This window comes from Pseudomonas sp. HMWF032 (genome assembly GCF_003060885.1).
Classification (GTDB): Bacteria; Pseudomonadota; Gammaproteobacteria; order Pseudomonadales; family Pseudomonadaceae; genus Aquipseudomonas.
This window is the reverse complement of record NZ_QAIG01000008.1, coordinates 407,763-431,786: the sequence shown is the minus strand read 5'-3', so window position 1 is coordinate 431,786 and position 24,024 is coordinate 407,763. Positions and strand designations below refer to the sequence as shown.

Annotated in this window: 25 protein-coding genes and 1 pseudogene; 9 read left to right on the top strand and 17 right to left on the bottom strand. The window is 60.4% G+C overall.

Annotation, left to right across the window (positions count from 1 at the left end):
• Nucleotides 1–279: 279 nt before the first annotated feature.
• Together fdxA and mutS are read right to left on the bottom strand one after the other, a co-directional pair.
• A complete protein-coding gene (fdxA, locus tag DBR00_RS14430) occupies nt 280–603 on the bottom strand; it encodes a ferredoxin FdxA (RefSeq protein WP_090248347.1) in 324 nt (107 codons plus the stop codon).
• Between the two features lie 138 nt (nt 604–741).
• Nucleotides 742–3,315 carry a DNA mismatch repair protein MutS gene (gene mutS, locus DBR00_RS14425; RefSeq protein ID WP_108487702.1) on the bottom strand — a complete coding sequence of 858 codons (2,574 nt, stop codon included), beginning with the start codon at nt 3,313–3,315 and terminating at the stop codon, nt 742–744.
• A 78-nt stretch (nt 3,316–3,393) separates the two neighbouring features.
• On the opposite strand from mutS, the gene DBR00_RS14420 reads away from it, so the two are divergent.
• The 3 genes from DBR00_RS14420 to recX all read left to right on the top strand — a co-directional run bounded on the left by DBR00_RS14420 (nt 3,394) and on the right by recX (nt 5,516).
• Nucleotides 3,394–3,906: a CinA family protein gene (locus DBR00_RS14420; protein WP_108487704.1), complete on the top strand. Its 513-nt coding sequence runs from the start codon at nt 3,394–3,396 to the stop codon at nt 3,904–3,906.
• Nucleotides 3,907–3,996: 90 nt separating this feature from the next.
• Entirely contained in the window at nt 3,997–5,040 is a 1,044-nt protein-coding gene (recA, locus tag DBR00_RS14415) for a recombinase RecA (RefSeq protein ID WP_108487706.1), read from the top strand.
• Nucleotides 5,041–5,051: 11 nt separating this feature from the next.
• Nucleotides 5,052–5,516, top strand: coding sequence for a recombination regulator RecX (recX, locus tag DBR00_RS14410; RefSeq protein WP_108487708.1), 465 nt, complete (start codon nt 5,052–5,054; stop codon nt 5,514–5,516).
• Between the two features lie 184 nt (nt 5,517–5,700).
• Here recX and DBR00_RS14405 read toward each other — a convergent pair whose 3' ends face one another.
• Together DBR00_RS14405 and DBR00_RS14400 are read right to left on the bottom strand one after the other, a co-directional pair.
• Nucleotides 5,701–6,780, bottom strand: a complete 1,080-nt coding sequence (locus DBR00_RS14405; protein ID WP_108538073.1) for an LOG family protein — start codon at nt 6,778–6,780, stop codon at nt 5,701–5,703.
• 132 nt (nt 6,781–6,912) lie between these two features.
• Nucleotides 6,913–8,304, bottom strand: a pseudogene (locus DBR00_RS14400) (MBL fold metallo-hydrolase RNA specificity domain-containing protein).
• A 103-nt stretch (nt 8,305–8,407) separates the two neighbouring features.
• Between DBR00_RS14400 and DBR00_RS14395 the strand changes: the two are divergent.
• Both DBR00_RS14395 and DBR00_RS21110 read left to right on the top strand, forming a co-directional pair.
• Nucleotides 8,408–10,810: a xylulose 5-phosphate 3-epimerase gene (locus tag DBR00_RS14395; RefSeq protein WP_108538072.1), complete on the top strand. Its 2,403-nt coding sequence runs from the start codon at nt 8,408–8,410 to the stop codon at nt 10,808–10,810.
• A gap of 35 nt (nt 10,811–10,845) precedes the next feature.
• A complete protein-coding gene (locus DBR00_RS21110; RefSeq protein WP_256583034.1) occupies nt 10,846–10,971 on the top strand; it encodes a hypothetical protein in 126 nt (41 codons plus the stop codon).
• Between the two features lie 78 nt (nt 10,972–11,049).
• On the opposite strand, the gene DBR00_RS14390 is transcribed toward DBR00_RS21110, so the two are convergent.
• On the bottom strand, nt 11,050–11,448 hold the full coding sequence (locus tag DBR00_RS14390; protein ID WP_108489992.1) for a quorum-sensing-regulated virulence factor family protein: 399 nt from the start codon (nt 11,446–11,448) through the stop codon (nt 11,050–11,052).
• 206 nt (nt 11,449–11,654) lie between these two features.
• On the opposite strand from DBR00_RS14390, the gene DBR00_RS14385 reads away from it, so the two are divergent.
• Entirely contained in the window at nt 11,655–12,365 is a 711-nt protein-coding gene (locus tag DBR00_RS14385) for a tRNA-uridine aminocarboxypropyltransferase (protein ID WP_108489993.1), read from the top strand.
• A gap of 113 nt (nt 12,366–12,478) precedes the next feature.
• Here DBR00_RS14385 and DBR00_RS14380 read toward each other — a convergent pair whose 3' ends face one another.
• Nucleotides 12,479–13,363 (bottom strand): DMT family transporter, encoded by an 885-nt coding sequence (locus DBR00_RS14380; RefSeq protein WP_108487289.1) that lies wholly within the window; start codon nt 13,361–13,363, stop codon nt 12,479–12,481.
• 199 nt (nt 13,364–13,562) lie between these two features.
• Here DBR00_RS14380 and erdR point away from each other — a divergent pair, with 199 nt between their 5' ends.
• Nucleotides 13,563–14,222 carry a response regulator transcription factor ErdR gene (gene erdR, locus DBR00_RS14375; protein WP_108487288.1) on the top strand — a complete coding sequence of 220 codons (660 nt, stop codon included), beginning with the start codon at nt 13,563–13,565 and terminating at the stop codon, nt 14,220–14,222.
• Between the two features lie 66 nt (nt 14,223–14,288).
• Nucleotides 14,289–14,654, top strand: coding sequence for a diacylglycerol kinase (locus tag DBR00_RS14370; RefSeq protein WP_108487287.1), 366 nt, complete (start codon nt 14,289–14,291; stop codon nt 14,652–14,654).
• Between the two features lie 9 nt (nt 14,655–14,663).
• Here DBR00_RS14370 and DBR00_RS14365 read toward each other — a convergent pair whose 3' ends face one another.
• On the bottom strand, nt 14,664–15,590 hold the full coding sequence (locus DBR00_RS14365) for a LysR family transcriptional regulator (RefSeq protein ID WP_108487286.1): 927 nt from the start codon (nt 15,588–15,590) through the stop codon (nt 14,664–14,666).
• A 125-nt stretch (nt 15,591–15,715) separates the two neighbouring features.
• On the opposite strand from DBR00_RS14365, the gene fpr reads away from it, so the two are divergent.
• The gene (fpr, locus tag DBR00_RS14360) at nt 15,716–16,495 is read left to right on the top strand and encodes a ferredoxin-NADP reductase (RefSeq protein WP_108487285.1); all 780 of its coding nucleotides are present in this window, start codon (nt 15,716–15,718) and stop codon (nt 16,493–16,495) included.
• 39 nt (nt 16,496–16,534) lie between these two features.
• Here fpr and DBR00_RS20810 read toward each other — a convergent pair whose 3' ends face one another.
• The 10 genes from DBR00_RS20810 to livH form a co-directional block, all read right to left on the bottom strand.
• Nucleotides 16,535–16,762, bottom strand: a complete 228-nt coding sequence (locus DBR00_RS20810; RefSeq protein WP_146180695.1) for a hypothetical protein — start codon at nt 16,760–16,762, stop codon at nt 16,535–16,537.
• Nucleotides 16,763–16,841: 79 nt separating this feature from the next.
• Entirely contained in the window at nt 16,842–17,255 is a 414-nt protein-coding gene (locus DBR00_RS14350) for a VOC family protein (protein ID WP_108487283.1), read from the bottom strand.
• 86 nt (nt 17,256–17,341) lie between these two features.
• The gene (tsaA, locus tag DBR00_RS14345) at nt 17,342–18,037 is read right to left on the bottom strand and encodes a tRNA (N6-threonylcarbamoyladenosine(37)-N6)-methyltransferase TrmO (protein ID WP_108487282.1); all 696 of its coding nucleotides are present in this window, start codon (nt 18,035–18,037) and stop codon (nt 17,342–17,344) included.
• A gap of 39 nt (nt 18,038–18,076) precedes the next feature.
• Nucleotides 18,077–18,847 carry an SDR family oxidoreductase gene (locus tag DBR00_RS14340; protein WP_108487281.1) on the bottom strand — a complete coding sequence of 257 codons (771 nt, stop codon included), beginning with the start codon at nt 18,845–18,847 and terminating at the stop codon, nt 18,077–18,079.
• 119 nt (nt 18,848–18,966) lie between these two features.
• The gene (locus DBR00_RS14335) at nt 18,967–19,428 is read right to left on the bottom strand and encodes a DUF1456 family protein (RefSeq protein WP_108487280.1); all 462 of its coding nucleotides are present in this window, start codon (nt 19,426–19,428) and stop codon (nt 18,967–18,969) included.
• A 50-nt stretch (nt 19,429–19,478) separates the two neighbouring features.
• A complete protein-coding gene (locus tag DBR00_RS14330; RefSeq protein ID WP_108487279.1) occupies nt 19,479–20,189 on the bottom strand; it encodes an rRNA pseudouridine synthase in 711 nt (236 codons plus the stop codon).
• Nucleotides 20,190–20,367: 178 nt separating this feature from the next.
• Nucleotides 20,368–21,069, bottom strand: a complete 702-nt coding sequence (locus DBR00_RS14325) for an ABC transporter ATP-binding protein (protein ID WP_108487278.1) — start codon at nt 21,067–21,069, stop codon at nt 20,368–20,370.
• Complete coding sequence (livG, locus tag DBR00_RS14320; protein ID WP_108487277.1) at nt 21,069–21,836, bottom strand: high-affinity branched-chain amino acid ABC transporter ATP-binding protein LivG; 768 nt, start codon at nt 21,834–21,836, stop codon at nt 21,069–21,071. Before livG ends, DBR00_RS14325 begins: the two co-directional genes overlap by 1 nt.
• On the bottom strand, nt 21,833–23,101 hold the full coding sequence (locus DBR00_RS14315) for a high-affinity branched-chain amino acid ABC transporter permease LivM (RefSeq protein ID WP_371920660.1): 1,269 nt from the start codon (nt 23,099–23,101) through the stop codon (nt 21,833–21,835). The genes livG and DBR00_RS14315 overlap by 4 nt, the downstream gene beginning before the upstream one ends.
• Nucleotides 23,098–24,021, bottom strand: coding sequence for a high-affinity branched-chain amino acid ABC transporter permease LivH (gene livH, locus DBR00_RS14310; protein ID WP_108487276.1), 924 nt, complete (start codon nt 24,019–24,021; stop codon nt 23,098–23,100). Before livH ends, DBR00_RS14315 begins: the two co-directional genes overlap by 4 nt.
• Nucleotides 24,022–24,024 lie beyond the last annotated feature (3 nt).

Here is a 24,024-nt window from a genome sequence, read left to right as displayed (position 1 = left end):
GGAAGCGCTAATATTGCACCTGTGCTCAGGGACAAGCACAGGTTGTCAGGATGACAATCAGGACATCGTAGGACGTGATTCATCAGGATGATGAGCTGGGAAATACAGGGACTAGGGACAAAAGAGTGGGCGACGTGAGTCGCCCCTTTTTTTGTCTGCGTTTTATGTGACTGGTGTTTGCTGATGGCTCTGTAGGCCTAGCACCGGGGAGTTCTGGCTCCGCAGAAAAGGAAAAACCCGCGGCAAGGCGGGTTTTTGTGCAGTCAGTGACGCTAAGTACTAGCGCTCTAGGTACTGAAGCTTGTCCTTTACGCCATCCCACTCTTCAGCGTCCGGTAGGGACTCTTTTTTCTCGGTGATATTTGGCCAGACTTCAGCCAGATCGGCGTTCAGTTCGATGTATTCCTGCTGATCTTCCGGCACTTCATCTTCGGAGAAGATGGCTTGTGCAGGGCACTCAGGCTCGCAGAGTGCACAGTCGATGCACTCGTCCGGGTGAATCACCAGGAAGTTCGGGCCTTCGTAGAAGCAGTCCACCGGGCAGACTTCTACGCAGTCGGTGTATTTGCATTTGACGCAATTGTCGGTAACGACGAAGGTCATCTCTGATTCTCTCCTCGGGCGCCAGCCTGCCCCGTTCTGTGTGGGTTTCAGTAGGCTAGGGGTAATGGCCACGGCTCAGGCTTGAAGTCGGGCAGTCGTAAAAATGCGCGCGATTCTAACAGTTTGCGCGCAATAACGTTAGAAGCGTGTTTTCCATGTGTATAACAGCTCTAGCGCTTTGCGCGGAGTCAAATCATCAGGATTGATCTTCTGCAATTCCTCCAGTAGCGGGTGCGGCAGGCTGGCGAACATGTCGCTTTGCATTGGCGCAGCTGTCTGGCCAGGCTGTGTCGGTGGCGGTTCGTGGGGCAGGCTGGTGGTTTCCAGGCGCGCCAGGTGCTCGCGGGCGCGTAGGATAACCTCATTTGGCACCCCTGCCAGTTGCGCGACGGCCAGGCCATAACTCTGGCTGGCAGGACCAGGCAGCACGTGGTGGAGGAACACGATGCGCTCATTATGTTCAGTGGCATTGAGGTGCACGTTGGCTACGATCGGCTGGCTTTCCGGCAGCACGGTCAGCTCGAAATAGTGGGTGGCAAACAGGGTGTAGGCACGCAGCTTAGCCAGCTGTTCAGCGGCGGCCCAGGCCAGCGACAGGCCATCGAAGGTACTGGTGCCGCGACCCACTTCGTCCATCAGCACCAGGCTGCGTTCGCTGGCGTTGTGCAGGATATTGGCGGTCTCGCTCATCTCCACCATAAAGGTCGAGCGACCACCGGCCAGGTCGTCACTTGAGCCTATACGGGTGAAGATGCGATCAACCAGTGACAGCTCACAGCTTTTCGCTGGCACGAAGCTGCCGATATGGGCCAGCAGCACAATCAAGGCTGTTTGCCGCATATAGGTGGATTTACCGCCCATGTTCGGTCCGGTGATGATCAGCATGCGCGTGTCATCATCCAAGTTCAGATCGTTGGCCACGAACGGTGTAGTCAGCACCTGCTCAACTACCGGGTGACGGCCTTGGTCGATGCGCATGCAGGGTTCGTCAACAAAACGCGGGCGATTGAGGTCCAGGTTCAGCGCGCGCTCAGCCAAGTTGCTCAGTACGTCCAGTTCGGCCAAGGCGGCGGCGCTGTCCTGCAGCGGGCCGAGGTGACTGATCAGGCGCTCCAGCAGCTCGTCATAGAGCATCTTTTCGCGGGCCAAGGCGCGGCTCTTGGCAGACAGCGCCTTGTCCTCAAACTCTTTGAGCTCTGGGGTGATAAAGCGCTCGGCACCTTTCAGAGTCTGACGGCGGATATAGTCGGCTGGGGCCGATTCAGCCTGCTTGCTCGGCAACTCGATAAAGTAGCCGTGCACGCGGTTATAGCCGACTTTGAGATTGGCCAGGCCGGTGCGCGCTTTTTCGCGGGTTTCCAGGTCCATCAGATACTGACCGGCGTTTTCGCTGAGCGATTGCAGCTCATCCAGTTCAGCGTCGTAACCGGTTTTCAGCACGCCGCCATCGCGGATTACGGCAGGCGGATTGTCGATAATGGCACGGGTCAGCAGCTCGGCCAGTTCCGGGTAGGTGCTTACCACGCTCGCCAGCTCAGCTAGGTGCGGCGCTTCCAGGTTGGTCATGGCCATCTGCAGAGTGGGCAGGGCGGCGAGGGCGTCGCGCAGGCGTGCCAGATCGCGCGGGCGCGCATTGCGCAGGCCGATACGGGCGAGGATGCGCTCCAAATCGCCGATTTCTTTCAGCTGCGGCTGCAGCGTCTCGAAGCGGTAGCGCTCCAGCAGACAGGCAATCGATTCCTGGCGTGCTTCCAGAATGGCCCGATCACGCAGTGGGCGATTCAGCCAACGACTGAGCAGGCGGCTGCCCATGGCGGTCTGGCAGCGATCGACCACCGATTGCAGGGTGTTGTCGCGGCCGCCGGCCAGGTTGATATCCAGTTCCAGATTGCGTCGGCTGGCACCGTCGAGAATGACCGTGTCGTCCAAGCGCTCATGGCGCAGGCTGCGCAGGTGGGGCAGGGCCGTGCGCTGAGTTTCCTTGGCGTAGGTGAGCAGGCAACCCGCCGCGCCGATGGCCAGGGTCAGGCTCTCACAGCCAAAGCCTTTGAGGTCCTGAGTGCCGAACTGTTGGCACAGGCTTTTGTGTGCCGTGTCGCGTTCGAAGTCCCAGGGCGCACGACGACGCGAGCCGCGACGTTTCTCGGCGGGCAGGTCCTGCGGCCAATCATCGGGAATCAGCAGTTCAACCGGATTCAGGCGCTCAAGTTCGGCCAGCAGGTTTTCCCAGCCCTTGATCTCCAGCACGCTGAAGCGGCCGCTGGTGATGTCCAGCACGGCCAACCCAAAAAGGCGTTCATCGCCCAGTACCGCAGCCAACAGGTTGTCGCGGCGCTCGTCGAGCAGCGCTTCGTCGCTGATGGTGCCGGGTGTGATGATGCGCACCACCTGACGCTCAACAGGGCCCTTGCTGGTGGCCGGGTCGCCGATCTGCTCGCAGATCACCACCGACTCGCCGAGTTTGACCAGCTTGGCCAGGTAGCCTTCCAGCGAGTGGAAGGGGATGCCGCACATGGGGATGGCCTGACCGGCGGACTGGCCGCGAGCCGTCAGGGTGATGTCGAGCAGTTTGGCGGCTTTTTTCGCGTCCTCGTAAAAGATCTCGTAGAAGTCGCCCATGCGGTAGAACATCAGTTGTTCGGGATGCTGATTTTTCAGCTTCCAATACTGCTGCATCATCGGCGTGTGAGAACTGAGGTCGCTTTGGCTCATCGTTTTAACTGTCCGGCTGAATCGCAAAAGCGCCTAGTGTACGGTATCGGCCTGGCTGGCTTTAACCCCGGAGTGCAGATGACTGCCAATGAATATGCCCTGACCCAACTGGCGGCCGACTTGGGCGCGCAACTGCTTGCCGCCAAGGTTCAGGTGACCACCGCTGAATCCTGCACCGGTGGCGGCATTGCCGAAGCGATTACTCGAATTCCTGGCAGTTCGGCTTGGTTTGAAGCCGGCTATGTCACCTACTCCAATGCGCAGAAGACTAAGCAGCTCGACGTGCCGGCGACGTTGTTCGGTACGGTTGGTGCCGTCAGCCGGGAAGTGGTTGAGGCCATGGTGTGTGGCGCTCAGACCAATAGCGGTGCGCGTTATGCGGTAGCGGTCAGCGGTGTCGCGGGGCCGGATGGTGGTTCGGCGGAGAAACCGGTGGGCACGGTCTGGCTGGCCTGGGGCGATGGTAAACGCCTATTCAGCGTGCGCCGGCAGTTTGCCGGCGATCGCAGTGAAGTTCGCCGACAAACGGTTGAGGCCGCATTGGCTGGGCTGTTGCACCTACTTGCGCAAGAAAATCCAAGCGCGGGGTAGGCGGACGACTTGCCCTGTGGAATAATACTGTCTACTTATACAGTTGTTGGTGGCCGCTAGCTGGCCCTTCTTGATTACGTGAGGACTTAAATGGACGAGAATAAGAAGCGCGCCTTGGCGGCAGCCCTGGGCCAGATTGAAAAGCAATTCGGCAAAGGTGCAGTGATGCGCATGGGCGATCATGATCGTCAGGCGATTCCGGCCATCTCCACCGGCTCGCTGGGTCTGGACATCGCGCTGGGCATTGGCGGTCTACCGAAAGGCCGAATCGTGGAAATCTACGGTCCTGAGTCCTCCGGTAAAACTACTCTGACCCTGTCGGTGATTGCCGAAGCGCAGAAGCTCGGCGCCACCTGCGCCTTCGTCGACGCCGAACATGCGCTCGACCCGGACTATGCCGGCAAACTCGGCGTTAATGTCGATGACCTGCTGGTGTCGCAACCGGACACCGGCGAACAGGCCCTGGAAATCACCGACATGCTGGTGCGTTCCAATGCTGTTGACGTGATCATCGTCGACTCGGTGGCTGCCCTGGTGCCTAAGGCGGAGATTGAAGGTGAGATGGGTGACATGCACGTTGGCCTCCAGGCGCGTCTGATGAGCCAGGCACTGCGCAAGATCACCGGCAACATCAAGAACGCCAACTGCTTGGTGATCTTCATCAACCAGATTCGCATGAAAATCGGTGTGATGTTCGGCAGTCCGGAAACCACCACGGGTGGTAACGCCCTGAAATTTTACGCCTCGGTGCGTCTGGATATCCGTCGCACTGGCGCGGTGAAGGAAGGCGACGAAGTGGTCGGCAGCGAAACCCGCGTCAAGGTGGTGAAGAATAAGGTGGCTCCGCCATTCCGCCAGGCCGAGTTCCAGATTCTTTACGGCAAGGGTATCTATCGCAACGGCGAGGTTATCGACCTTGGCGTGCAACTCGGCCTGTTGGAGAAATCCGGTGCCTGGTATAGCTATCAGGGCAACAAAATCGGTCAGGGCAAAGCTAACTCGGCCAAGTACCTGGAGGACAACCCGGAAGTGGCCCGCGCCATCGAAGCGTTGATCCGCGAGAAGCTGCTTGTCGCCAGCCCAACGGTCAAGGCTAACTCCACGGCTGATGATCTGGCTGACGCCGACGTCTGATCGACTGAGCTATGTCCATCGCTCTGGATAACCCCGTCGCGGTGCGGCGTGCCGCCATGGATCTGTTGGCACGGCGTGAGCATGGCCGGGTCGAGCTGACCCGCAAGCTACGCAACCGGGGTGCCAGTGATGAGCTGATCGACGGTGCCCTCGACCGCCTGGCGGAAGAGGGCTTGCTGTCGGAGGCGCGTTATCTCGAAGCGTTCGTCAGCTACCGCGCGCGTGCGGGCTATGGCCCGTTGCGCATTCGTGAGGAGTTGACCCGGCGTGGGCTGGCGCGCGGCGATGTCGAGCAGGCCTTGCGTGACAGCGGTATCGACTGGCGTGAACAGCTGCAGGAAACCTGGCAACGCAAGTTTGCGGGTGCGCTGCCCCGTGATGCCCGTGAGCGGGCTCAGCAAGGGCGCTTTCTTAGTTATCGGGGGTATCCCGCTGACCTGATTGGCCGATTGTTACGCGGCGGGATGGACGACTAACCCGCTTGTGGTTGCAGCACCGAGGCGCTCGCCAGCCTGCTCCATCGTTCACCGCCCCTCTATTTATTAAGCTCACACGCCGATACTGCAGCAGCATCGGTGTGTACTGTTGTCTGCCCAAGCACTGTCCGTAACGCGGCGCCACGCCCAGCCGTGAGCGGGCGAGCGAGATTGGCAGGCCAGTTCAGGCACCTTGTGCCCAATGCTGCGGTTGGTTGGTGAAGTCGAGCAGTTCGCGTAAGCGGCCATGGCTACGGCCGTTGAAGGCAAAGGCCAGGCGCGTCATGTGGCACAATTCGGGTTCATCCCGCTCGGAGTCACAATGCCCTTGCTGCTGGTAGTCGCCGTGTTTGCACAGGTCACGGAACTCACGGTTGAGCTGTTGTAGGGCTTCTTCACTCAGCGCATGGTTGAGTCGGATCACGTAGCGCTCGTTGAGCCAGCGGCTGGAGTGATAGTTGCGGTAGAACTGGGCAATTTCCTCGGCGGCTTCTTCGGCGCTGTGCACCAGACGCATCAGGCGCATGTCGCTGGGCAGGATATAGCCATTGTCCCGTAGCTGTTCCTGGAGGAAGGTCAGGGCGCTGGTCCAGAAGGTGCCGCCGGGCTGGTCGAGCAGTACCACCGGTACCATCGGGCTTTTGCCGGTCTGGATCAGGGTCAGCACTTCCAGCGCTTCATCCAGTGTACCGAAGCCGCCAGGGCAGAGCACCAGGCCGTCCGCTTCCTTGACGAAGAACAGCTTGCGCAGAAAGAAGAAGTGGAATGACAGCAGGTTATTGCTGCCTTGCATGGTGGCGTTGGCACTCTGTTCGAACGGTAGGGTGATGTTGAAGCCCAGGCTGTTTTCCAGACCAGCACCGGCATGGGCGGCCGCCATGATGCCGCCGCCTGCGCCCGTGATGACCATCAGGTTGTGTTTGGCCAGGGTAGCGCCAAGGTCACGGGCTAATTGGTAGACCGGATGATCGCCCGGGGTGCGGGCCGAGCCGAAGACCGTGACCTTGCGCCGCCGTTTGAACTGCCCCAACGTGCTGAAGGCATGCTCCATCTCACGCAGGGTTTGCAGCATGATCTTGGCATCCCAGCGGCTGCGGTCCGCTTGTGCCATGCGGATCACGGTGCTCAGCATTTCTTGGTAAAGCTTGAGGTTGGGGCTGCCTGGCGGGGTGACCAGGTTACTCAGTTCTTCCACTTTGCTGTTCAGATCGATGCTACTGATCTGAAAATGCCGGGACAGGTAATCGTCCGTTTCATAGGGCATACAACTTCTCCTTCTGGTTGCGGGCCGGACAGCTTGTGGCTGCGGTGGCCATGTCCTGAGTATGGCCGGCAGCAGCAGGTTTGTGCTGTTAGGCCGGCTACAGGCTCACTTGCTGTCTGGCTCAGGTCTGCATCAGAGGGCAATTTGCTCGCCAGGTTCAGGGATGTTGGCGATCCAGTTCAGGCGCCCGCGCAGGCCAGTGCAGGGTCTGCATTTTCTCCAGTTCTGCATGCGCCAGGTACAGTTCGGGGTGGTGCTCGAAGTGGCTGACCCAGTTGATCAGCAGCGATTGTCCCGCGTGTGCGGAAAAGCCGCCTAGGGTGTGAGTCTTGGGGTTCACGGCCATGCGCTGATGGAGAAGCTTAACGTGCTCGGCGCCGTCCGCCATGGCGCGACCGAGGGTGCCTTTAGCCTGGAAGCCAGGGTAGATCAGGTGGCAGTCATCACGCCACAGGTTGTGCTTGAAGTGAGGGACGATGCGTCCGTCGGTGCACATGCCGCTGTCCGCGATCATGATTGCGCCACTTTTTATCCGGGTGGTGGTCATCGACTCCTCGGCTGTTGCTGTGCAACGCAGGATCGGTAGCCAGTCCTCGATGCGCGTGCTGCCGCGGGCTTGAAACGCAGTACGGTCTTCAGCGGCAAACTGGTCCTGATAGTGGCAGTAGATAACGTTGGCACGGATGGCCATGGGACTGTCGAGAAACACGCTCTGCTGTGGCAGACGCCCTGCGTGGTAGAAACGACTGAAGTAGTAGATCAGGTTCTGAGTGCGGCCGTTGCGATGGGGCTGTTGCAGAGTCTCCGCCAGTTCGTCCAGGGTGTCCTCACTGCAGCGGTGATCGCGATCACCATAGCTGGACTCGAGCAGCACCACATCGGCTCGCTTGAGGATGGCCGGATCATGCATGAGCGGCGAGCAGGTATTGCCTAGGTCGCCGGAGAACATCAGGCGGCGGGTCAGGTGATGGTCCGGCACTTCGATTTCGACAATCGCCGAGCCGAGGATATGCCCGGCATCGTGAAAGGTAACGTGGACGCCCTTGGCCGCTTCGCGGCTTTCGCCATACAGCAGCGGTCAGCGTTGGCTCAGCGCCTGCTCTGCGTCGGCGGTGGTGTACTGCGCGCGTATGGGCCGCTTGCCCATACGCGCGCGCCATTTGTTTTCCACTCGGCGTCTTTCTCTTGAAGAAACGCGGCGTCGAGCAGCATCAACTCCATCAGCTAACAGGTCGCATCGGTGGCAAAGATTGGCCCGCGATAGCCCGCAGCCGTGAGTTTTGGCAGCAGGCCGGTGTGGTCAATATGCGCATGAGAAATCACCGCGGCGCCCAGACTGTGCGGGTCAAAGGCAAATGGCGCGCGGTTGCCGTCTTCCTCTTGGCGGCGGCCCTGACGGATGCCGCAGTCGAACAATCCCCGCGCGTCGTCGCGGCTTTCGATCAGGTAGCAGGGACTGGTGACTTGTTGAATTGCGCCGAGGAAGTTGAGCAGGGCCTTGGCTAATCCTTGAGCAAGTTGAATGGGTGGCGCTTAAGGCTGTCCCATCAGGTAACCGGGGGGTGATTCAGGTCAGCATCTGCCTGTATCTCGCGCTCTAAGCTGAACAAAACTATCGGAGCCGCATATGACTCAGCTATTTCCCAGTGCCAGCGAGTTGGCTGAACATGCCCGGATGCAGCCGGACTTTGCGGCCTGGCAGCGCGGCTATGGCCCGTTACAGCATAGTCCGCAGACCTGTGCGGCGGTTTACCGGTTGGCCCATCAACTGGTGCAGGCGGGCCAGCAGGCCGATCTGGCGACGGTCTATCGACACTTTCATGCACTCGATCGGCTGACCGCTGCCGGCCTGTGGCTGGTGGTGCACATGACCTATGCCCTGCGTGTGCGCCTTGACGGTGAAGAGCTGGCGGCAGGGGATTTCAAGATCACCCCCGAAGGCCATACCGGGGGTGCGTTGAACATGGTGCCGGCCTACGCCGGCTATCTGGCGCTGAATAACCTGACCGGGGAAACCCGCGGCTGGTTGATGGGGCAGGGCCACTGTGTGGCGGCCATCGAGGCGCTCAATCTGCTGACAGCCAATCAGCATCCGGAGCAGGCCGCGCGTTACCCCTGTGACGAGGCGGGGATGAGTCAGCTGGTGGCGGACTTCTACAGTTATGTGCAGAACTCGGCCGGTCAGGTCAGCGCGCCGCTGGGCAGCCACGTCAACCCGCATACGGCGGGCGGAATTGCCGAAGGTGGTTACCTGGGGTTTGCCGAGTTGCAATACGCCCACCTGCCACTGCCGGGTGAGAAGCTGGTGGCTTTTCTCTCCGATGGAGCCGCTGAGGAGCAGCGTGGCAGTGACTGGATGCCGCGCTGGTGGCGGGCCGAGGATTGTGGCGTGGCCTTGCCGGTGATGATTGCCAACGGCCGGCGCATCGAGCAGCGCACGGAGCTGGCGACGCCGGCGGGACTCGACAATTTCCGCGAGCGCCTGCGCCATTGTGGGTTTGCCCCGTTGAGCTTCGATGGCCGCGACCCGGCGGCGTTTGTCTGTGCCCTGTGGGACATGGAACAGCGCCTGGGGCGGCGGGTACAAGAGCTGCACGATGGCGTGCTGAACTACCCACTGCCGATGCCTTACGGCATTGCCGAGACCGTCAAGGGCTTCGGCTTCTACGGGGCCGGTAGCAATGCGGCGCATAACCTGCCCTTGCCGGCCAGCCCTCACTGTGATGCCGTGGCCCGCGCACTGTTCAATCAGCATGCAGCGCAGCTGTGGGTTGCCCCGCATGAGCTCCGCGCGGCCTGCGCGCTGTTTGCTGCCCGAGGCACGCGTGCACTGGAGCGGGATAGCCCCTTGGCACAGCGCCACCCACCGTTGCCACATTTGCCAATCCTGCACTATCAGGAGCACGCCTGCTCGCCGATGCTGGCGCTGGATCGTTTCTTTGTCGATCTGGTGCAGGCCAATCCGCACTTGCGCCCCCGGGTTGGTAATCCCGATGAGTTGGCCAGCAACCGCCTGGGCGGCGTGCTCAACGCGCTCAAGCATCGTGTCACCGCGCCGGAAAGTGCTTTGGAGGCTGTGGATGGCGCGATTATCACGGCGCTCAATGAGGAGGCGGTGGTATCCGCCTGCCTGGCTAATCAGGGCGGCTTGAATCTGGTGGCCAGTTACGAAGCCTTCTGCGTGAAGATGCTCGGTGCCGTGCGCCAACGCATCATCTTTGCCCGTCAGCAGAAGGAAGTGGGGCGGCCTGCCGGCTGGCTAGGCTGGCCGCTGGTGGCGACATCGCACACCTGGGAGAACGGCAAGAATCAGCAGTCGCATCAGGACACCACGTTCTGCGAGGCCCTGCTTGGCGAGATGGGTGACATGCTGCGGGTATTGTTACCGGCTGATCACAACTCGGTACTGGCGTTGTTGCCGGGCATCTATCAGGCGCGCGGCCAGTTGGCCTGCTTGGTGATTGCCAAGCGTGAGCAGCCTTGCGTATTTAGCCCCGCACAAGCCGAACAGCTGGCCCGCGACGGAGCCCTGGTGCTGGCTGAGCACGCGGGCGAACAGCCGCTGCTGCTGATTGCCAGTGGCAGTTACCAGCTGACGGCCATGCAGCGCGCGGCTGTTCGTTTGAGCACGGCCGGTTATCCCTGGCGTCTGATTTACGTGCAGGAGCCCGGTCGTTTTCGCGCGCCGCGCGATGCCTGGGAAGAGGCCTCGGTTGCTACCGCCGCGCAGGTTGAACAGCTGTTCCCCGGCACCTGCGTGCGGCGCGTGTTGCTGACCCATATGCGCCCGGAAGTGGCGCGTGGGCACCTCTGGCCAATCCTCGGTGATGCGCGCAATAGCCGCGTGTTGGGCTACCGTAATCGGGGGGGGACGCTGGATGAGGCCGGCATGCTGTTCGCCAATCAGGCGAGTTGGGCGCATGTGCTGCAGGCTGCCTCCGCGCTGTTGGACACGCCCGTTACGGCGCTGCTCAGCACTGAGGAACTGGCGGCTGTGCAGGGACGGGGAGATCCGCGCTGTCTGCGTTAGCCGCCGGCCATGCATGCTGGAAGGGAGGGACAGGTATGCCTGGGTTGACTCTGGATCTTGAGGTGGAGCTTTACCACCTACTGCAACAGGCGGCTCAGAATAACCCGCTGAGCCTGGACGAGGAGTGCTTGCGTCGGTTGGAAGGGGCGGCAAGGCGTTGAGAGTACATGCACACTTTGCTTGCTGATTTGCGCGCCGATGAAGCGCCGCGCAGATCAGGAGGTTGGCTGAGGGGCGGCTTACAGGCCGCAATCAGCCTTGCTGAAGCGTTCCGTGGTGACCGGGCGATTGCTCTTGTACTCGCTGAATTCGTAACGCAGTGCTGCGCCACGGGCGAGCAACTGACGATAGCCAGGGTTGCGGCAAACGCTATTGGCCAACTGCACCCTTACCGCGTCCGGATTGCCGCGCATCTGGGCGGCATGCTCGCTGCGCACGCTGAGGTGGTTGACCAGCTCACTTCCATCCACGGTGTAGCCCTGATCGAGGATGTCTTCGTTGATGGCCCGTGGTGTGCCGACGCTGCTTTCGCGAGCAACCTTTTCCAGCATCTTGTTCAGTTCGAAGTCTTTCAGCGTGGCAGCATCGGCCAACAGGGGCAGGCTCAGCGCCAGGGTCAGGCTTATGAAGCGCAGCATGGGGTTCTCCAAAGTCGATTCGCTCCTCTGACCGGCAAGCCCTGGCAGAGGTTCAATGGCGCTATCTTACTCGCCTGCCGCTACTTGCGGCAGCTGGTCTGGGGACGCACGGTTGAATAACCTGATGCGGGCTTTGCTAGACTGCCGCGCCTGCCGACCCCTGGATGACCCATGCCTTACGTTCGTTACCCTCAGGTGAACGCCTGATGAGCCATGCTGTCGCACGTTTGCGCGCCGAGCGGATTGCTCGTAGCGCCAAACCCTTTCTTGCCCGTGGCAGCCGTGCCATACGTTGCACTGACTGCCGCCTGGCCTTGAGCCACTGCCTGTGTGCCTGGCGACCACGGCTTGAGACTCGGTCGGCCATGTGCCTGCTGATGCATGATGTCGAAGCACTCAAACCGAGTAACACCGGCTGGTTGATTGCCGATGTGGTGGCTGACACCTCGGCGTTTGGCTGGTCTCGGGTAACGGTTGACCCTGGTTTGCCAGCCTTGCTCAAAGATCCGCAGTGGCAGCCGTATCTGGTATTTCCCGGCGAATATGTGGCGGCTGAGCGCGTGGTCAGTGAGGTGATGCCGGCTGCCGGCAAACGGCCATTGTTCGTGCTGCTGGATGCGACCTGGAGCGAGGCGCGCAAGATGTTTCGCAAAAGCCCGTACCTCGACAGTCTGCCGGTGCTCAGCCTGCAGGCCGAACAGCTGTCGCGCTATAAGCTGCGCCGTTCCAAGCGCGATGATCATTTCTGCACCGCAGAAGTCGCCGCGCTGTGCCTGGAGCTGGCTGGTGATCAACGGGCCGCTGATGGGCTGAATGCCTATCTGGACGTTTTCAGTCAGCACTACCTGGCCGCCAAGGCACCGCGCGCCGTGGCCCTGGATGATCCATTGCATCAGCGGCTGCGCGAGTTTCTCTAGGCGCAAGCAGGCTGTTGAACAACGGCCTAGCTTGCAGGCGCGTCGTTAGAAGCAGGCGCAACATGCTCATTTGTAGGTTTTTTGCCTGCCTCGGCTGCGTGTTTAACAGCTTGCTAGGTGACCTTTTTGGGCCATAGCTGCGCCAGCAGCATGCCGACGAACATCAGCGCGCAGCCGAAGTAGCCGCGTAGCTCCAGTGATTCCCCCAGCAGCCAAGCCCCTGCGATGGCGGCGAATACCGCTTCCAGCGAGAGAATGATGGCCGCGTGAGAGGCGATGGCATCCTTCTGCGCCACCACCTGCAGGGTAAAGCCGACAGCCACACCAAAGATTCCGCCGTAGAGAATTGCCGGGCCAGCGGCAATAATCGAGTGCAGCTGAATCTCTTCGAAGATCACTGCCAGCACCAGACTGATGACTGCGCAGGTGATGAACTGCACCAGAGCCAGGCGCAGTGGGTCATGGCGACTGGCAAAGAATCCCACTAGCAGCACATGCACGCCCCAGACAAAAGCCCCAGCCAGCTGCAGCCAGTCGCCAGACGCCACGGTGAAGCCTTCACCGACACTCAGCAGGAACATGCCCACCACGGCCAGGCAAGCGCCTAACCAGATGCCCAGGCCGGTCTTGTGGCCGATAAACAGGCCCAGCAGCGGCACGATGATCACGTACAGCCCCGTGATAAAGCCGGAATTGGTCACGCTGGTAAACAGCAGACCGACCTGTTGCAGGTTGATCCCCAGGGCCAGAGCCAGGCCCATCAGCACGCCACCGCGCACTAGTTGTCGGTTCAATGGTGCCACCGGCGCGCTGCTGCTGCGGCCCTGCAGTAAATGCAGCACCGGCAGTAGAATCAGCGCCGCCAGGCCGAAGCGTAATCCGCTATAAAGAAAGGGACCGATGGCATCCATGCCCAGGCGCTGTGCGACAAACGCCGAGCCCCAGATCATGGCGGTCAATAGCATCAACAGATCGGCGCGCAGGGCGTGGCTTCGCATTTCTAGCTCTCGTCGGCAAAGGTGCGAACTGTGCCGCAAAGCATCGTGCTTGACCACCCCGTCAGCGCTCGGCATGCTGAGGCGCTTTTCGGCGTGGTCAGGGGTGTTGGCATGCCATTACGGCTACCGCATGCGGTGCATTACCGTGCCCTGGACACTGCCCTTTGCGGGCATCCATATAACAAAAACAGGATTCACCATGGCCGCATTTGAAATCCTCATTGCTGATGATCACCCCTTGTTTCGTAGTGCCTTGCAACAGGCGCTGACGCTTGGTCTGGGGCCGAATGTACGGCTGGTTGAGGCGGCCAGCATCGCCGAGCTGGAAGCCCGCCTGGCCGAGAAAACCGATTGGGATCTGGTCCTGCTCGACCTCAATATGCCGGGTGCCTACGGATTTTCCGGATTGGTGCTGTTGCGTGGGCAATACCCGCACGTGCCTGTAGTAATGATCTCGGCTCAGGAAGAGGCGTCCATCGTTGCCCGCTCGCGTGAGTTTGGTGCCAGTGGGTTTATCCCCAAATCCAGTGCGTTGGAAACCATTCAGCAAGCCGTGCGTCAGGTACTGGACGGTGATGTCTGGTGGCCGCAGCAGAGTCAGGAGGCGATTGCCCTGTCCGCTGAAGCCAAGGCCGCCAGTGCCGGACTGGCCAGTCTGACGCCACAGCAGTTCCGGGTGCTGACGATGGTCTGTGATGGCTTGCTGAATAAACAGATCGCCTACGAGCTGAGTGTTTCCGAGGCCACAGTAAAAGCCCATGTGACGGCAATCTTCCGTAAACTTGGCGTGCGCACTCGCACGCAGGCGGCCTTGTTGCTGCAGCAGTTGGAGTCGATTCCTGCGCCGGCGGATGTTTAAGCCGCTGGTAATTTTTGCCCGGCAGACTTGCTGCGCTGTGTTCCCCTTTCGCTGTGATGATTTTCAATGTCTCCATTCAAGGGTCAGACCGGCCTGAAGCGTATTCTCAATGCTACGGGCTATTCGCTGGCCGGCCTGCGCGCCGCTTTCGTCGGTGAGGCAGCCTTTCGCCAGCTACTGTTGATCAACGTGGTACTGATTCCATTGGCATTCTTTCTGGACGTTAGCCGCGGCGAGCGCGCGTTGATGGTGGCGGTGTGTCTGCTGGCGCTGATCGTCGAGTTGCTCAACTCGGCGGTTGAGGCGGCGATTGACCGTATCTCTCTTGAGTTGCATCCACTGTCGAAGAACGCCAAGGATATGGGCAGTGCCGCGCAGTTCACCGCCTTGACACTGATTGCCTTGGTATGGGCGGTGATTTTGCTGGGTTAACGCTGCGAATCAGGCAATTGCCGGCAGGACGATCTGGTCGCTGCGTGTTACGCCCGCGGTGAGGGCGCGACACAGTTCGATGAACTCGCGCATGGCGGCGGTCTGGTATTTCTGTTTGTGCCAGATGAAGTAGAACTGCCGGCGCAGGTCCAGCTGCGGCGTTTCCACCGCCACCAGGCTGCCCCGGCGAAATGCATCGCGTAGCGCCAGGCGGGAAATGCAGCCAATGCCCAATCCGGACTCCACTGCGCGTTTGATCGCCTCGGTGTGCTCCAGCTCCAGGCGCACATTGAGGCTGCTGGGGTGATGGCGCATGGCCTGATCGAAGGTCAGGCGGGTTCCGGAGCCTTGCTCACGTAGAATCCAGGCCTCTCGGGTCAACTCTTCCAGGCTTGCCTCGCCGCGTTGTGCCAGGGCATGCTGTGGCGCGCAAAACACCACCAGCTCATCCTCGACCCAGGGTTGTACCTCGATATCCGGGTGCTGGCAGTCGCCCTCAATCATGCCCATGTCCAGTTCATAGTGGGCGACTTGCTGCACCACATGGGCGGTGTTGTGCACCTGCAGTTTCACCCGGCACTCCGGGTGGCGCTGCATGAAACTGCCAATCAGCAGGGTCGCCAGGTAGTTGCCCACCGTCAGCGTGGCGCCGACATTCAGCGAGCCGTAGCCGCTCTTACCACCGAGCAGGCGTTCGATTTCCTTGGCCTGGTCGAGCAGTGCCACGGCCTGCGGCAGCAGTTGCAGGCCGAGGGCGTTGAGGCTCAGGCGCTTGCCGGCACGGTCGAACAGTTGGCAATCGGATTGCCGCTCAAGTTCGCTCAGTGAGGTGCTGGTCGCCGATTGCGACAAGGCCAGGGAATCAGCTGCGCGGGAGACACTTTCCTGCTGGGCCACGGCAACAAACACCTGCAGTTGTCTAAGTGTAAATCGCATATCTATATAACCGATAACCCATATCTTGATATTCAAGTTAACAGATATTATTCAGTTCTTTACAATACCGTTCGATTGCGCGCGCCCGCGCACAGGACCTTACATTCGTCGGAGCCCCCGAGCACATGAGCAACCTCAATTCCGAGCGCATCCTCAGCGTCCATCACTGGAACGATACCCTGTTCAGTTTCAAGTGCACCCGCGACCCTGGTTTGCGCTTTGAGAATGGCCAGTTCGTGATGATCGGCCTGCAGCAGGACAACGGTCGTCCACTGATGCGTGCGTATTCGATTGCCAGCCCGAACTGGGAAGAGCACCTGGAGTTCTTCAGCATTAAGGTGCCAGATGGCCCGCTGACGTCGCAGCTGCAGCATCTCAAGGAGGGCGACGAGATCATCATCAGCAAGAAGCCCACCGGCACCCTGGTGCTGGATGACCTTAATCCGGGCAAGCATCTGTATCTGCTCAGTACGGGCACTGGTCTGGCGCCGTTCATGAGCGTGATCCAGGACCCGGAAACCTATGAGCGTTTTGAAAAGGTGATCCTGGTACACGGCGTGCGTTACGTGAACGAAGTGGCTTACCGTGAATTCATCACCGAGCATCTGCCAAAAAATGAATTCTTTGGCGATGCGTTGAAGAACAAGCTGATCTACTACCCGACCGTTACTCGCGAGCCGTTCGAGAACCAGGGCCGTCTGACCGATCTGATGCGCAGTGGCAAGCTGTTCCAGGATATCGGCCTGCCGCCGATCAACCCGCAAGATGACCGCGCGATGATCTGCGGCAGCCCGAGCATGCTCGATGAAACCAGTGAGGTGCTCAACGAGTTCGGCCTGAAAATCTCCCCGCGCATGCGTGAGCCGGGTGACTACCTGATCGAGCGCGCTTTCGTTGAGAAATAAGCGTGGCTGAATAACCAAGCCCGCTTCTGGCGGGCTTTTTCATGCCGGTCTAGTTCTGTTCAATGGCCTGCAGAAGCGGTTGCCGCCGCTCTGCCTGGTCGTGTGCAGGTGATAGCGCAGCAGCTCACCGAGGATCAGGTGTCCCTGCTGGAACAGCCTGGACAGCTCTCTGGCCGAATGTGTGGCATCGTATATGTCGTACAACGCTGCCTGCAGGGCGTCACTGCGTTTGCGCTCGCTGACGTTGTGGGCCACGGCAATGCGCACCTGGTCATCCGCTGACCAGAAAATATGCTCGGTCTGGCCATCCTTACGCGGGTAGCGGTTCTCGAAAGTGCGGGTTGTGCTAACCAGCCTGACTGAAGCGTTGCCCGGAAACAGCGGGGTGGTAGATCGGCTGCACCTTGTTGCCGGCTGGGTCGAGCAGGTGGAAGCTGTGTGCGCCGTCACCGTGGGCAAAGGGGCGGTCAAGCAGGGGGACGCCTTGTTCCTTGAAGTAGGCATACCAGGCGTGCAGCTCATCGATGCTGTCGACGATAAAACCGTAGTGATCCACCGCCTGCTCACCGCTGCTGGGCATACAGGCGCGGCCCAGAGAGAGGTTGTCGTTGCCACAGGTCAGGTAGACCAGGTCTTCATTGGCGCGGTGTAGTACCTGCATGCCGAGAATGTCCACGTAGAAGCGTTCGCAGGCTTCCAGGTTAGGCACCAGCAGGGCGATATGGCGTAAGCCGTTAAGGTGACCGGGACGCTCGAGCATAACTTGAAGCCTATTTTGTATACATTTAGTCTGTAAATATAAAACAAAATACGTGTTCAGCCTATGCGGGCGAACGGCGCTTCAGATCAATCGGCCGGCACGACCTCCAGCACGCAGATGCTGCCAGGCTGTGGGTAGTGCCAGCGCACCTCGACATCCCAGAAGCGCACACCGTAACGGCGCTCGGGACTGGGCTGCTGATAGGCCGGGCGCGGGTCCTGGGCCAGGCACTGCTCGATCAGCTCGACCAGCGGTTCATCCAGGCGTTGTCCATGCGCATCGGCTTGGGTCAGTGCGCTGTTCTGCCAGCTGACGTCGATCAGCGCCGGCGCACTGTCGGCGATGCGGTTGTAGGCCCCGGCGACACTGTCGGCATAGGGCACGTAGGGTTTGATATCCAGCACCGGGGTACCGTCGAGCAGGTCGATGCCGGACAGCCACAGTTTGCCGGCGTCGACCCGCTCCAGCTTGACCACCGACTGGCCGATGCCGTTCGGTCGATGGGTGGCGCGAGTGCTGAACACACCGACCGATTGATTGCCGCCCAGGCGCGGTGGGCGCACCTTGAGCCGCGGCTTGTCTTCCAGCGCCTGGTGGAACAGAAACAGCAACCAGACATGGCTAACCTGCTCCAGCCCTTGTACGGCATCGCCGTTATCAAACGGGGCGACCAACTCCAGCACGCCACGGGCCGCCGGGGCCAGTTGCGGCTGACGGGGAATGGCGAACTTCTCCTTGAAGCAGGAGTGGACAAAACCGATAGGCGAAACCGAGTAGGACATGGCAGCGTGATCGAGTGAAGACGCGGCCATAGTACGCGATTACAGGTGGAAACCGCCGTCGATCGGGATGATCGCACCGGTTATATAAGCCCCGGCGGTGCTCGCCAGGCTGATGGCCAGAGCGGCCATTTCTTCTTCGCGGCCCCAGCGCTGCATGGGGATCAGCGCGCAGTCTTCCGCCATGGCCGCCTCATCCTGGGCAATGAACTGGGTCATCTTGCTCGGGAAGCGCCCCGGAGCGATGACGTTGACGTTGATAAATTGGCCGACCAGTTCGCGGGCGAGCATGCGTGAAAGCTGATGCAGCGCGGCCTTGCTCGGGCCGTAGGCATAGGCGTCTTCACCGTGCGAGGTGATCCCGGCTACCGAACCGATATTGATCACCCGTGCCGGATTCGCCGTACTGCCGGCCTTGCGCAGCAGCGGCAGCAATTGCTGGATGCAGCTGAACACCGAGGTCACATTGAGCTGCATGACCTTCTCCCAGCCCTTGGCCGGGTAGCTCTCCAGCGGTGCGCCCCAGGTGGTGCCGGCGTTATTCACCAGAATATCCAGGCTGCCGATTTGTCCAGCCAGTTGCTCGGCCAGCACCTGTACACCTTCCTCGCTGGCCAGGTTGGCGGCAATGCCATGACAGCTGCCGAAGGCCGACAGTTCGGCAGCGGTTTGTGCGCAGGCTTCGCCATCACGGGCGCAGACGTAGACCGTGGCGCCAGCTTCGACAAAAGCTTTGGCGATCATCTTGCCGATGCCGCGGGTGCCACCGGTAACCAGGGCGGTGCGGCCTTGCAGGCTGAAGTAGGGGTGCATGACTAATCCTTGTGGGAGGGAAGGCCATTACCCTAACGCGATGCTTGCTCGGCGGCAGGCACTATTGCCCGTGGAAATACGCGGCCATGCGGGCTGGCATGGCCGCGAGAGGACGCGACTCAGCCGCGAACGCGCAGGGTCAAACCCTTAAGGAAGTTACGCAGGAACTGATCACCGCAGGTGCGGTAGTTGCTGTGGCCGAACTTGCGAAACAGGGCGCTCATTTCCGGCTTGGACACCGGGAAGTCAACGCTCTGCATGATCGCGTGCATATCGTCTTCCTTCAGCTCGAAGGCCACCCGTAGCTTTTTCAGCACCATATTGTTGGTGATCGGCAGCTCAAACGGTTGCGCCGGGCGGCTGTCATCCTTGCCGCGCTTGAAGTACACCAGGCCATCGAGGAAGTGCGCCATCAGTTCGTCGTCGCAAGGGGTAAAGCCGTCTTCATCCTCTTTCTTGAGCATCGCTGCGAGGTCGTCGAGGGCGGTCTGCTTGCCGCTGAGCTGGATGATCTCGACCAGTTCTGCGTCGCTGATGTCGAGGGTGTAGCGCAGGCTGCGCAGGATGTCGTTGTTGAGCATGGAGATGTCCTGAAGTGCGCAGCAGCTAAGGGCTGCCGCTGGAAAAATCGTTAGAAGCGCTCTTTCGCGGCCAGGTAGCGCCACTGTCCCGGCTGGACCTTGGCCATCGGCACGCCACCGATACGGATACGCTTCATGCCCAGCACCTTGAGGTCGACGCTGTTGCACATAAAGACGATCTGGCCGGGAAGCGGGTTCTTCAAGGCGAAGCGCAAGCGGGTTTCGTTCTGCCAGCTGACCTTGCAGGGCGGCAAGGCTACGCCGTTGAAGGTCAGGCCGTGAGCCAGGCGCTTGAGTTGGCTGGCGCTCAAGGTGCCGATGACTTCGACCACGTACTCCTGTTCGAGCTTACTCAGGTCTTCCTTGAGCTTGCGCTCAATGCGCCAGTCCTGGGTCAGCACATGCAGGCCATCGGCACCGGCTTGCAGTGGAATGCAGGGCGTAAGTCGATTGAAGTGGCTTTTCAGCACGCGGACGGCTGAACCATCGTCAGCCCAGTGAGTGGCTGGGCTGATGCTTTCGGCGGCTCGCTCTGGGTTGTGTCCGCTGGGCACATGCAGCAGCAGGGTGACGGGTTCAATTGGCGTTAGAACTGCATCAGGCAGCAACTCGACACGCTGCTCGGTTACCTTGAATTGCGGTTCTTCCACCACCACGCCATCCACCGTGACCCAGCCGCCTTCGATATACAGCTCCGCCTCGCGGCGAGAGCAGCCGCTCACTTCGATCAGGCGTTTGGACAGGCGAATGGGGTCGGTCATGAAAGCAGTCATCGGTAAAAAAGGGCGGCCATTGTAACTGCCCCGGGCTGGCATGCACGGAGCATCGGGCGAGCGGTGCAGATAAAAGTAGTCGGGCAGGCGAGGAGGCGAGTGGCAATGAGGGGCTTGAATGAAAAAACCGCTCCGAAGAGCGGTTTTTCTCAGCCGACGATACGGATCAGCCGCCCAGGTAGGCGTCGCGCACCTTGGGGTCATTGAGCAGCTGTTCGCCGCTGCCCTGCATGACGATCCGGCCGTTTTCCAGTACGTAGCCGCGATCCGCCAGCTTGAGCGCCTGGTTGGCGTTCTGCTCGACCAGGAACACCGTCACGCCATCCTTACGCAGCTGTTCGATGATGTCGAAGATCTGCTGAATGATGATCGGTGCCAGGCCCAGCGACGGCTCGTCGAGCAGCAGCAGGGTTGGCTTGCTCATCAGTGCACGGCCGATGGCGAGCATCTGCTGTTCTCCGCCGGACATGGTCCCGGCGCGTTGTGCAAAGCGTTCCTTCAGGCGCGGGAACAGGTGTAGAACCTTGTCCATCTGCTCCTGATTGTCGGCCTTGCTGCCGAAGAAGCCGCCCATCACCAGGTTTTCTTCCACGGTCAGGCGGGAGAACACCCGGCGGCCTTCCGGCACCACGGCGATGCTTTTACGCATGATTTGCGGCGTATCCAGACCGACCAGTTCTTCACCCTGGTAACGGATGCTGCCGCTGGCCGCCTGTGGGTTGCCGCACAGGGTCATCAATAGCGTCGATTTACCGGCACCGTTGGCGCCGATCAGGGTGACGATCTCGCCCTGACGGACTTCGACGTTGACGTTATGCAGCGCCTGGATCTTGCCGTAGAAGGTGGAAACGTTCTCGAAATACAGCATCACGCTTCCCCCAGGTAGGCTTTGATCACGTCCGGATTTTCGCGGATCTGCTCCGCTGTCCCGTCCGCCAGAGGCGTGCCTTGGTTAATGACGTAGATGTGGTCAGAAATGCTCATGACCAGCTTCATGTCGTGTTCAATTAGCAGCACGGTGACGTTGTGCTGATCGCGCAATACGCCAATCAGCGCCTTGAGGTCGTCGGTTTCGCGCGGGTTGAGGCCAGCGGCGGGTTCGTCGAGCATCAGGATGCGTGGCCGGGTCATCATGCAACGGGCGATTTCCAGGCGGCGCTGCTGACCATAGGCCAGGGTACCTGCCGGGCGGTTGGCGAATTCAGTCAGGTTGACCTGATCCAGCCAGTGCGCGGCATAGTCCATGGCTTCACGTTCGCTGCGGCGGAACGCCGGTGTCTTCAGCAGGCCGGAAATGAAGTTGGTGTTGAGGTGACGGTGTTGCGCCACCAGCAGGTTTTCCACCGCAGTCATGTCCTTGAACAGGCGCACGTTCTGGAAGGTGCGCACCACGCCTTTGCGGGCAATCTTGTGGCCGGGTAGGCCTTCGATACGCTCGCCATCCAGGCTGATACTGCCCGAGGTCGGCTGGTAGAAGCCGGTCAGGCAGTTGAACACGGTGGTTTTGCCGGCACCGTTTGGGCCGATCATCGACACCACTTGTTTCTCATTGACCGACAGACCCACCCCGTTGACGGCCAGCAGGCCGCCGAAGCGCATGGACAGGCCGCTTACTTCTAAAATCGGGCGGCTCATTGTTTAAGCTCCAGGTGCGGGCGCTGCATGGGCAACAAGCCCTGCGGACGCCAAATCATCATCAGAACCATCAGGGCACCGAACATCAACATGCGGTACTCGCTGAATTCACGCATCAGCTCCGGCAGCAGAATCATCACGATGGCCGCGAGGATGATGCCCAGCTGAGAGCCCATGCCGCCGAGCACGACGATGGCGAGGATGATCGCCGACTCGATAAAGGTGAATGACTCTGGTGTGACCAGGCCCTGGCGTGCGGCGAAGAAGCTGCCGGCAAAACCGGCAAAGGCGGCGCCCAGGGTGAAAGCCGAGAGCTTGATCACGGTGGGGTTCATGCCCAGCGCACGGCAGGCGATCTCGTCTTCGCGCAGGGCTTCCCACGCGCGGCCGATCGGCATGCGCAGCAGGCGGTTGATCACGAACAGGGTCAGTAGAACCAGTAGCAGGGCGATCAGGTAGAGGAAAATCACCTTGTTGATCGAGTTGTAGGCAATGCCGAAGTACTCGTGAAAGGTCTGCATACCTTCAGCTGCGCGGCGTTCGAAGGACAAGCCAAACAGGCTGGGCTTTTCGATGTTGCTGATGCCGTTGGGGCCGCCAGTGAGTTCAGTCATGTTGCGCAGCAGGATGCGGATAATCTCGCCGAAACCCAAGGTCACAATGGCCAGGTAGTCACCGCGCAGGCGCAGCACCGGGAAACCGAGGATAAAGCCGAAAAACGCCGCCATCAGGCCGGCAATTGGCAGGCACACCCAAAAGCCCAGGCCGTAGTAGTGCGACAGCAGCGCGTAGCTGTAGGCGCCTACGGCATAGAAGCCGACATAACCCAGGTCAAGCAGTCCTGCCAGGCCCACCACGATGTTCAGGCCGAGGCCGAGCATTACGTAGATCAGGATCAGCGTGGCGATGTCTACGGCGCCGCGGCTGCCGAAGAATGGCCAGGCCAACGCGATCATGATCAGGCCGAGAATGACCCAGCGCTGTGTGGAAGGCAGGGTCAGGAAGTTACTGGCCTTGCTCGGTACGCTCGGCAGCTTGGGGGCATGCTCCCAAGCGGCGCTCAGCTGGCTGCGGAACAGCTGCCAGAAGAACATGGCGATGGCACAGCCGGCGATGGTCCACAGGATGGCCGGGCTGGCCCCGTGCACTTCGAGCTGAATGCCGACGGTGGTGAGCTTCAGGCCCAGCACCGGGTAAGCCACGGCCAGCACCAATAGGGCGCTGAAGAACGCGGTCTTGAGATTTTTTGTGATGGCAGTACTCATACTTTTTCAACCTCCGGACGGCCAAGGATGCCGGTCGGACGGAACAACAGCACCAGAATCAACAGGCTGAAGGCCACGACGTCCTTGTATTGGTCGCCGAAGATGTCGGCACCGAAGGCTTCGGCCAGGCCCAGCAGCAGACCACCCAGAACGGCGCCTGGGATGCTGCCAATGCCGCCCAGTACTGCGGCGGTAAAGGCCTTGATCCCGGCAAGGAAGCCCAGGTGCGGGTTGATCACGCCGTATTGCATGCCCAGCAATACCGCTGCAACGCCTGCAAGGGCGGCACCGATGACAAAGGTCAGGGCAATGATGTTGTTAGTGTTGATTCCCAGCAGGTTGGCCATTTTGATGTCTTCGGCACAGGCGCGGCAGGCGCGGCCCAGACGCGAGCGCGAGATAAACGCAGTCAGCGCCAGCATCACCACAAAGGTGACAACGAAGATCAGCACCTGCATGTAGGAGATCACCACGCCATTCATCGCGCTTTCGCCCAACACAAAGTTGCCAGGCAGCAGATTAGGAATGGCCTTGTCTTTCGAGTCTTGGGACAACAGGACTTCGTTTTGCAGAAAGATCGACATGCCGATTGCTGAGATCAGCGGGATCAGACGATTACCGCCGCGCAAAGGGCGGTAGGCCACCCGTTCGATACTGTAACCGTAGGCACTGGCAATAATAATGCTGCCGGCAAACGCCGCGATCATCACCAGTGGCAAGCTGTCCAGACCCATCAGGGTCAGGCCGGCGATAACGATAAAGGCTACGTATGAGCCAATCATGTAAACCTCGCCGTGGGCGAAGTTGATCATGCCGATGATGCCGTAGACCATGGTGTAGCCGATGGCAATCAAGGCATATGTACTGCCAACAGTCAGACCGTTGATCAGCTGTTGCAGGTAGTGATAAAGATCAGGCATTGC

What these genes read in the sequence shown, in the direction of transcription:
- fdxA (WP_090248347.1), bottom strand. Translation starts at nt 603, where the DNA reads ATGACCTTCGTCGTTACCGACAATTGCGTCAAATGCAAATACACCGAC.
- mutS (WP_108487702.1), bottom strand. Translation starts at nt 3,315, where the DNA reads ATGAGCCAAAGCGACCTCAGTTCTCACACGCCGATGATGCAGCAGTAT.
- DBR00_RS14420 (WP_108487704.1), top strand. Translation starts at nt 3,394, where the DNA reads ATGACTGCCAATGAATATGCCCTGACCCAACTGGCGGCCGACTTGGGC.
- recA (WP_108487706.1), top strand. Translation starts at nt 3,997, where the DNA reads ATGGACGAGAATAAGAAGCGCGCCTTGGCGGCAGCCCTGGGCCAGATT.
- recX (WP_108487708.1), top strand. Translation starts at nt 5,052, where the DNA reads ATGTCCATCGCTCTGGATAACCCCGTCGCGGTGCGGCGTGCCGCCATG.
- DBR00_RS14405 (WP_108538073.1), bottom strand. Translation starts at nt 6,780, where the DNA reads ATGCCCTATGAAACGGACGATTACCTGTCCCGGCATTTTCAGATCAGT.
- DBR00_RS14395 (WP_108538072.1), top strand. Translation starts at nt 8,408, where the DNA reads ATGACTCAGCTATTTCCCAGTGCCAGCGAGTTGGCTGAACATGCCCGG.
- DBR00_RS21110 (WP_256583034.1), top strand. Translation starts at nt 10,846, where the DNA reads ATGCCTGGGTTGACTCTGGATCTTGAGGTGGAGCTTTACCACCTACTG.
- DBR00_RS14390 (WP_108489992.1), bottom strand. Translation starts at nt 11,448, where the DNA reads ATGCTGCGCTTCATAAGCCTGACCCTGGCGCTGAGCCTGCCCCTGTTG.
- DBR00_RS14385 (WP_108489993.1), top strand. Translation starts at nt 11,655, where the DNA reads ATGAGCCATGCTGTCGCACGTTTGCGCGCCGAGCGGATTGCTCGTAGC.
- DBR00_RS14380 (WP_108487289.1), bottom strand. Translation starts at nt 13,363, where the DNA reads ATGCGAAGCCACGCCCTGCGCGCCGATCTGTTGATGCTATTGACCGCC.
- erdR (WP_108487288.1), top strand. Translation starts at nt 13,563, where the DNA reads ATGGCCGCATTTGAAATCCTCATTGCTGATGATCACCCCTTGTTTCGT.
- DBR00_RS14370 (WP_108487287.1), top strand. Translation starts at nt 14,289, where the DNA reads ATGTCTCCATTCAAGGGTCAGACCGGCCTGAAGCGTATTCTCAATGCT.
- DBR00_RS14365 (WP_108487286.1), bottom strand. Translation starts at nt 15,590, where the DNA reads ATGCGATTTACACTTAGACAACTGCAGGTGTTTGTTGCCGTGGCCCAG.
- fpr (WP_108487285.1), top strand. Translation starts at nt 15,716, where the DNA reads ATGAGCAACCTCAATTCCGAGCGCATCCTCAGCGTCCATCACTGGAAC.
- DBR00_RS14350 (WP_108487283.1), bottom strand. Translation starts at nt 17,255, where the DNA reads ATGCTCGAGCGTCCCGGTCACCTTAACGGCTTACGCCATATCGCCCTG.
- tsaA (WP_108487282.1), bottom strand. Translation starts at nt 18,037, where the DNA reads ATGTCCTACTCGGTTTCGCCTATCGGTTTTGTCCACTCCTGCTTCAAG.
- DBR00_RS14340 (WP_108487281.1), bottom strand. Translation starts at nt 18,847, where the DNA reads ATGCACCCCTACTTCAGCCTGCAAGGCCGCACCGCCCTGGTTACCGGT.
- DBR00_RS14335 (WP_108487280.1), bottom strand. Translation starts at nt 19,428, where the DNA reads ATGCTCAACAACGACATCCTGCGCAGCCTGCGCTACACCCTCGACATC.
- DBR00_RS14330 (WP_108487279.1), bottom strand. Translation starts at nt 20,189, where the DNA reads ATGACCGACCCCATTCGCCTGTCCAAACGCCTGATCGAAGTGAGCGGC.
- DBR00_RS14325 (WP_108487278.1), bottom strand. Translation starts at nt 21,069, where the DNA reads ATGCTGTATTTCGAGAACGTTTCCACCTTCTACGGCAAGATCCAGGCG.
- livG (WP_108487277.1), bottom strand. Translation starts at nt 21,836, where the DNA reads ATGAGCCGCCCGATTTTAGAAGTAAGCGGCCTGTCCATGCGCTTCGGC.
- DBR00_RS14315 (WP_371920660.1), bottom strand. Translation starts at nt 23,101, where the DNA reads ATGAGTACTGCCATCACAAAAAATCTCAAGACCGCGTTCTTCAGCGCC.
- livH (WP_108487276.1), bottom strand. Translation starts at nt 24,021, where the DNA reads ATGCCTGATCTTTATCACTACCTGCAACAGCTGATCAACGGTCTGACT.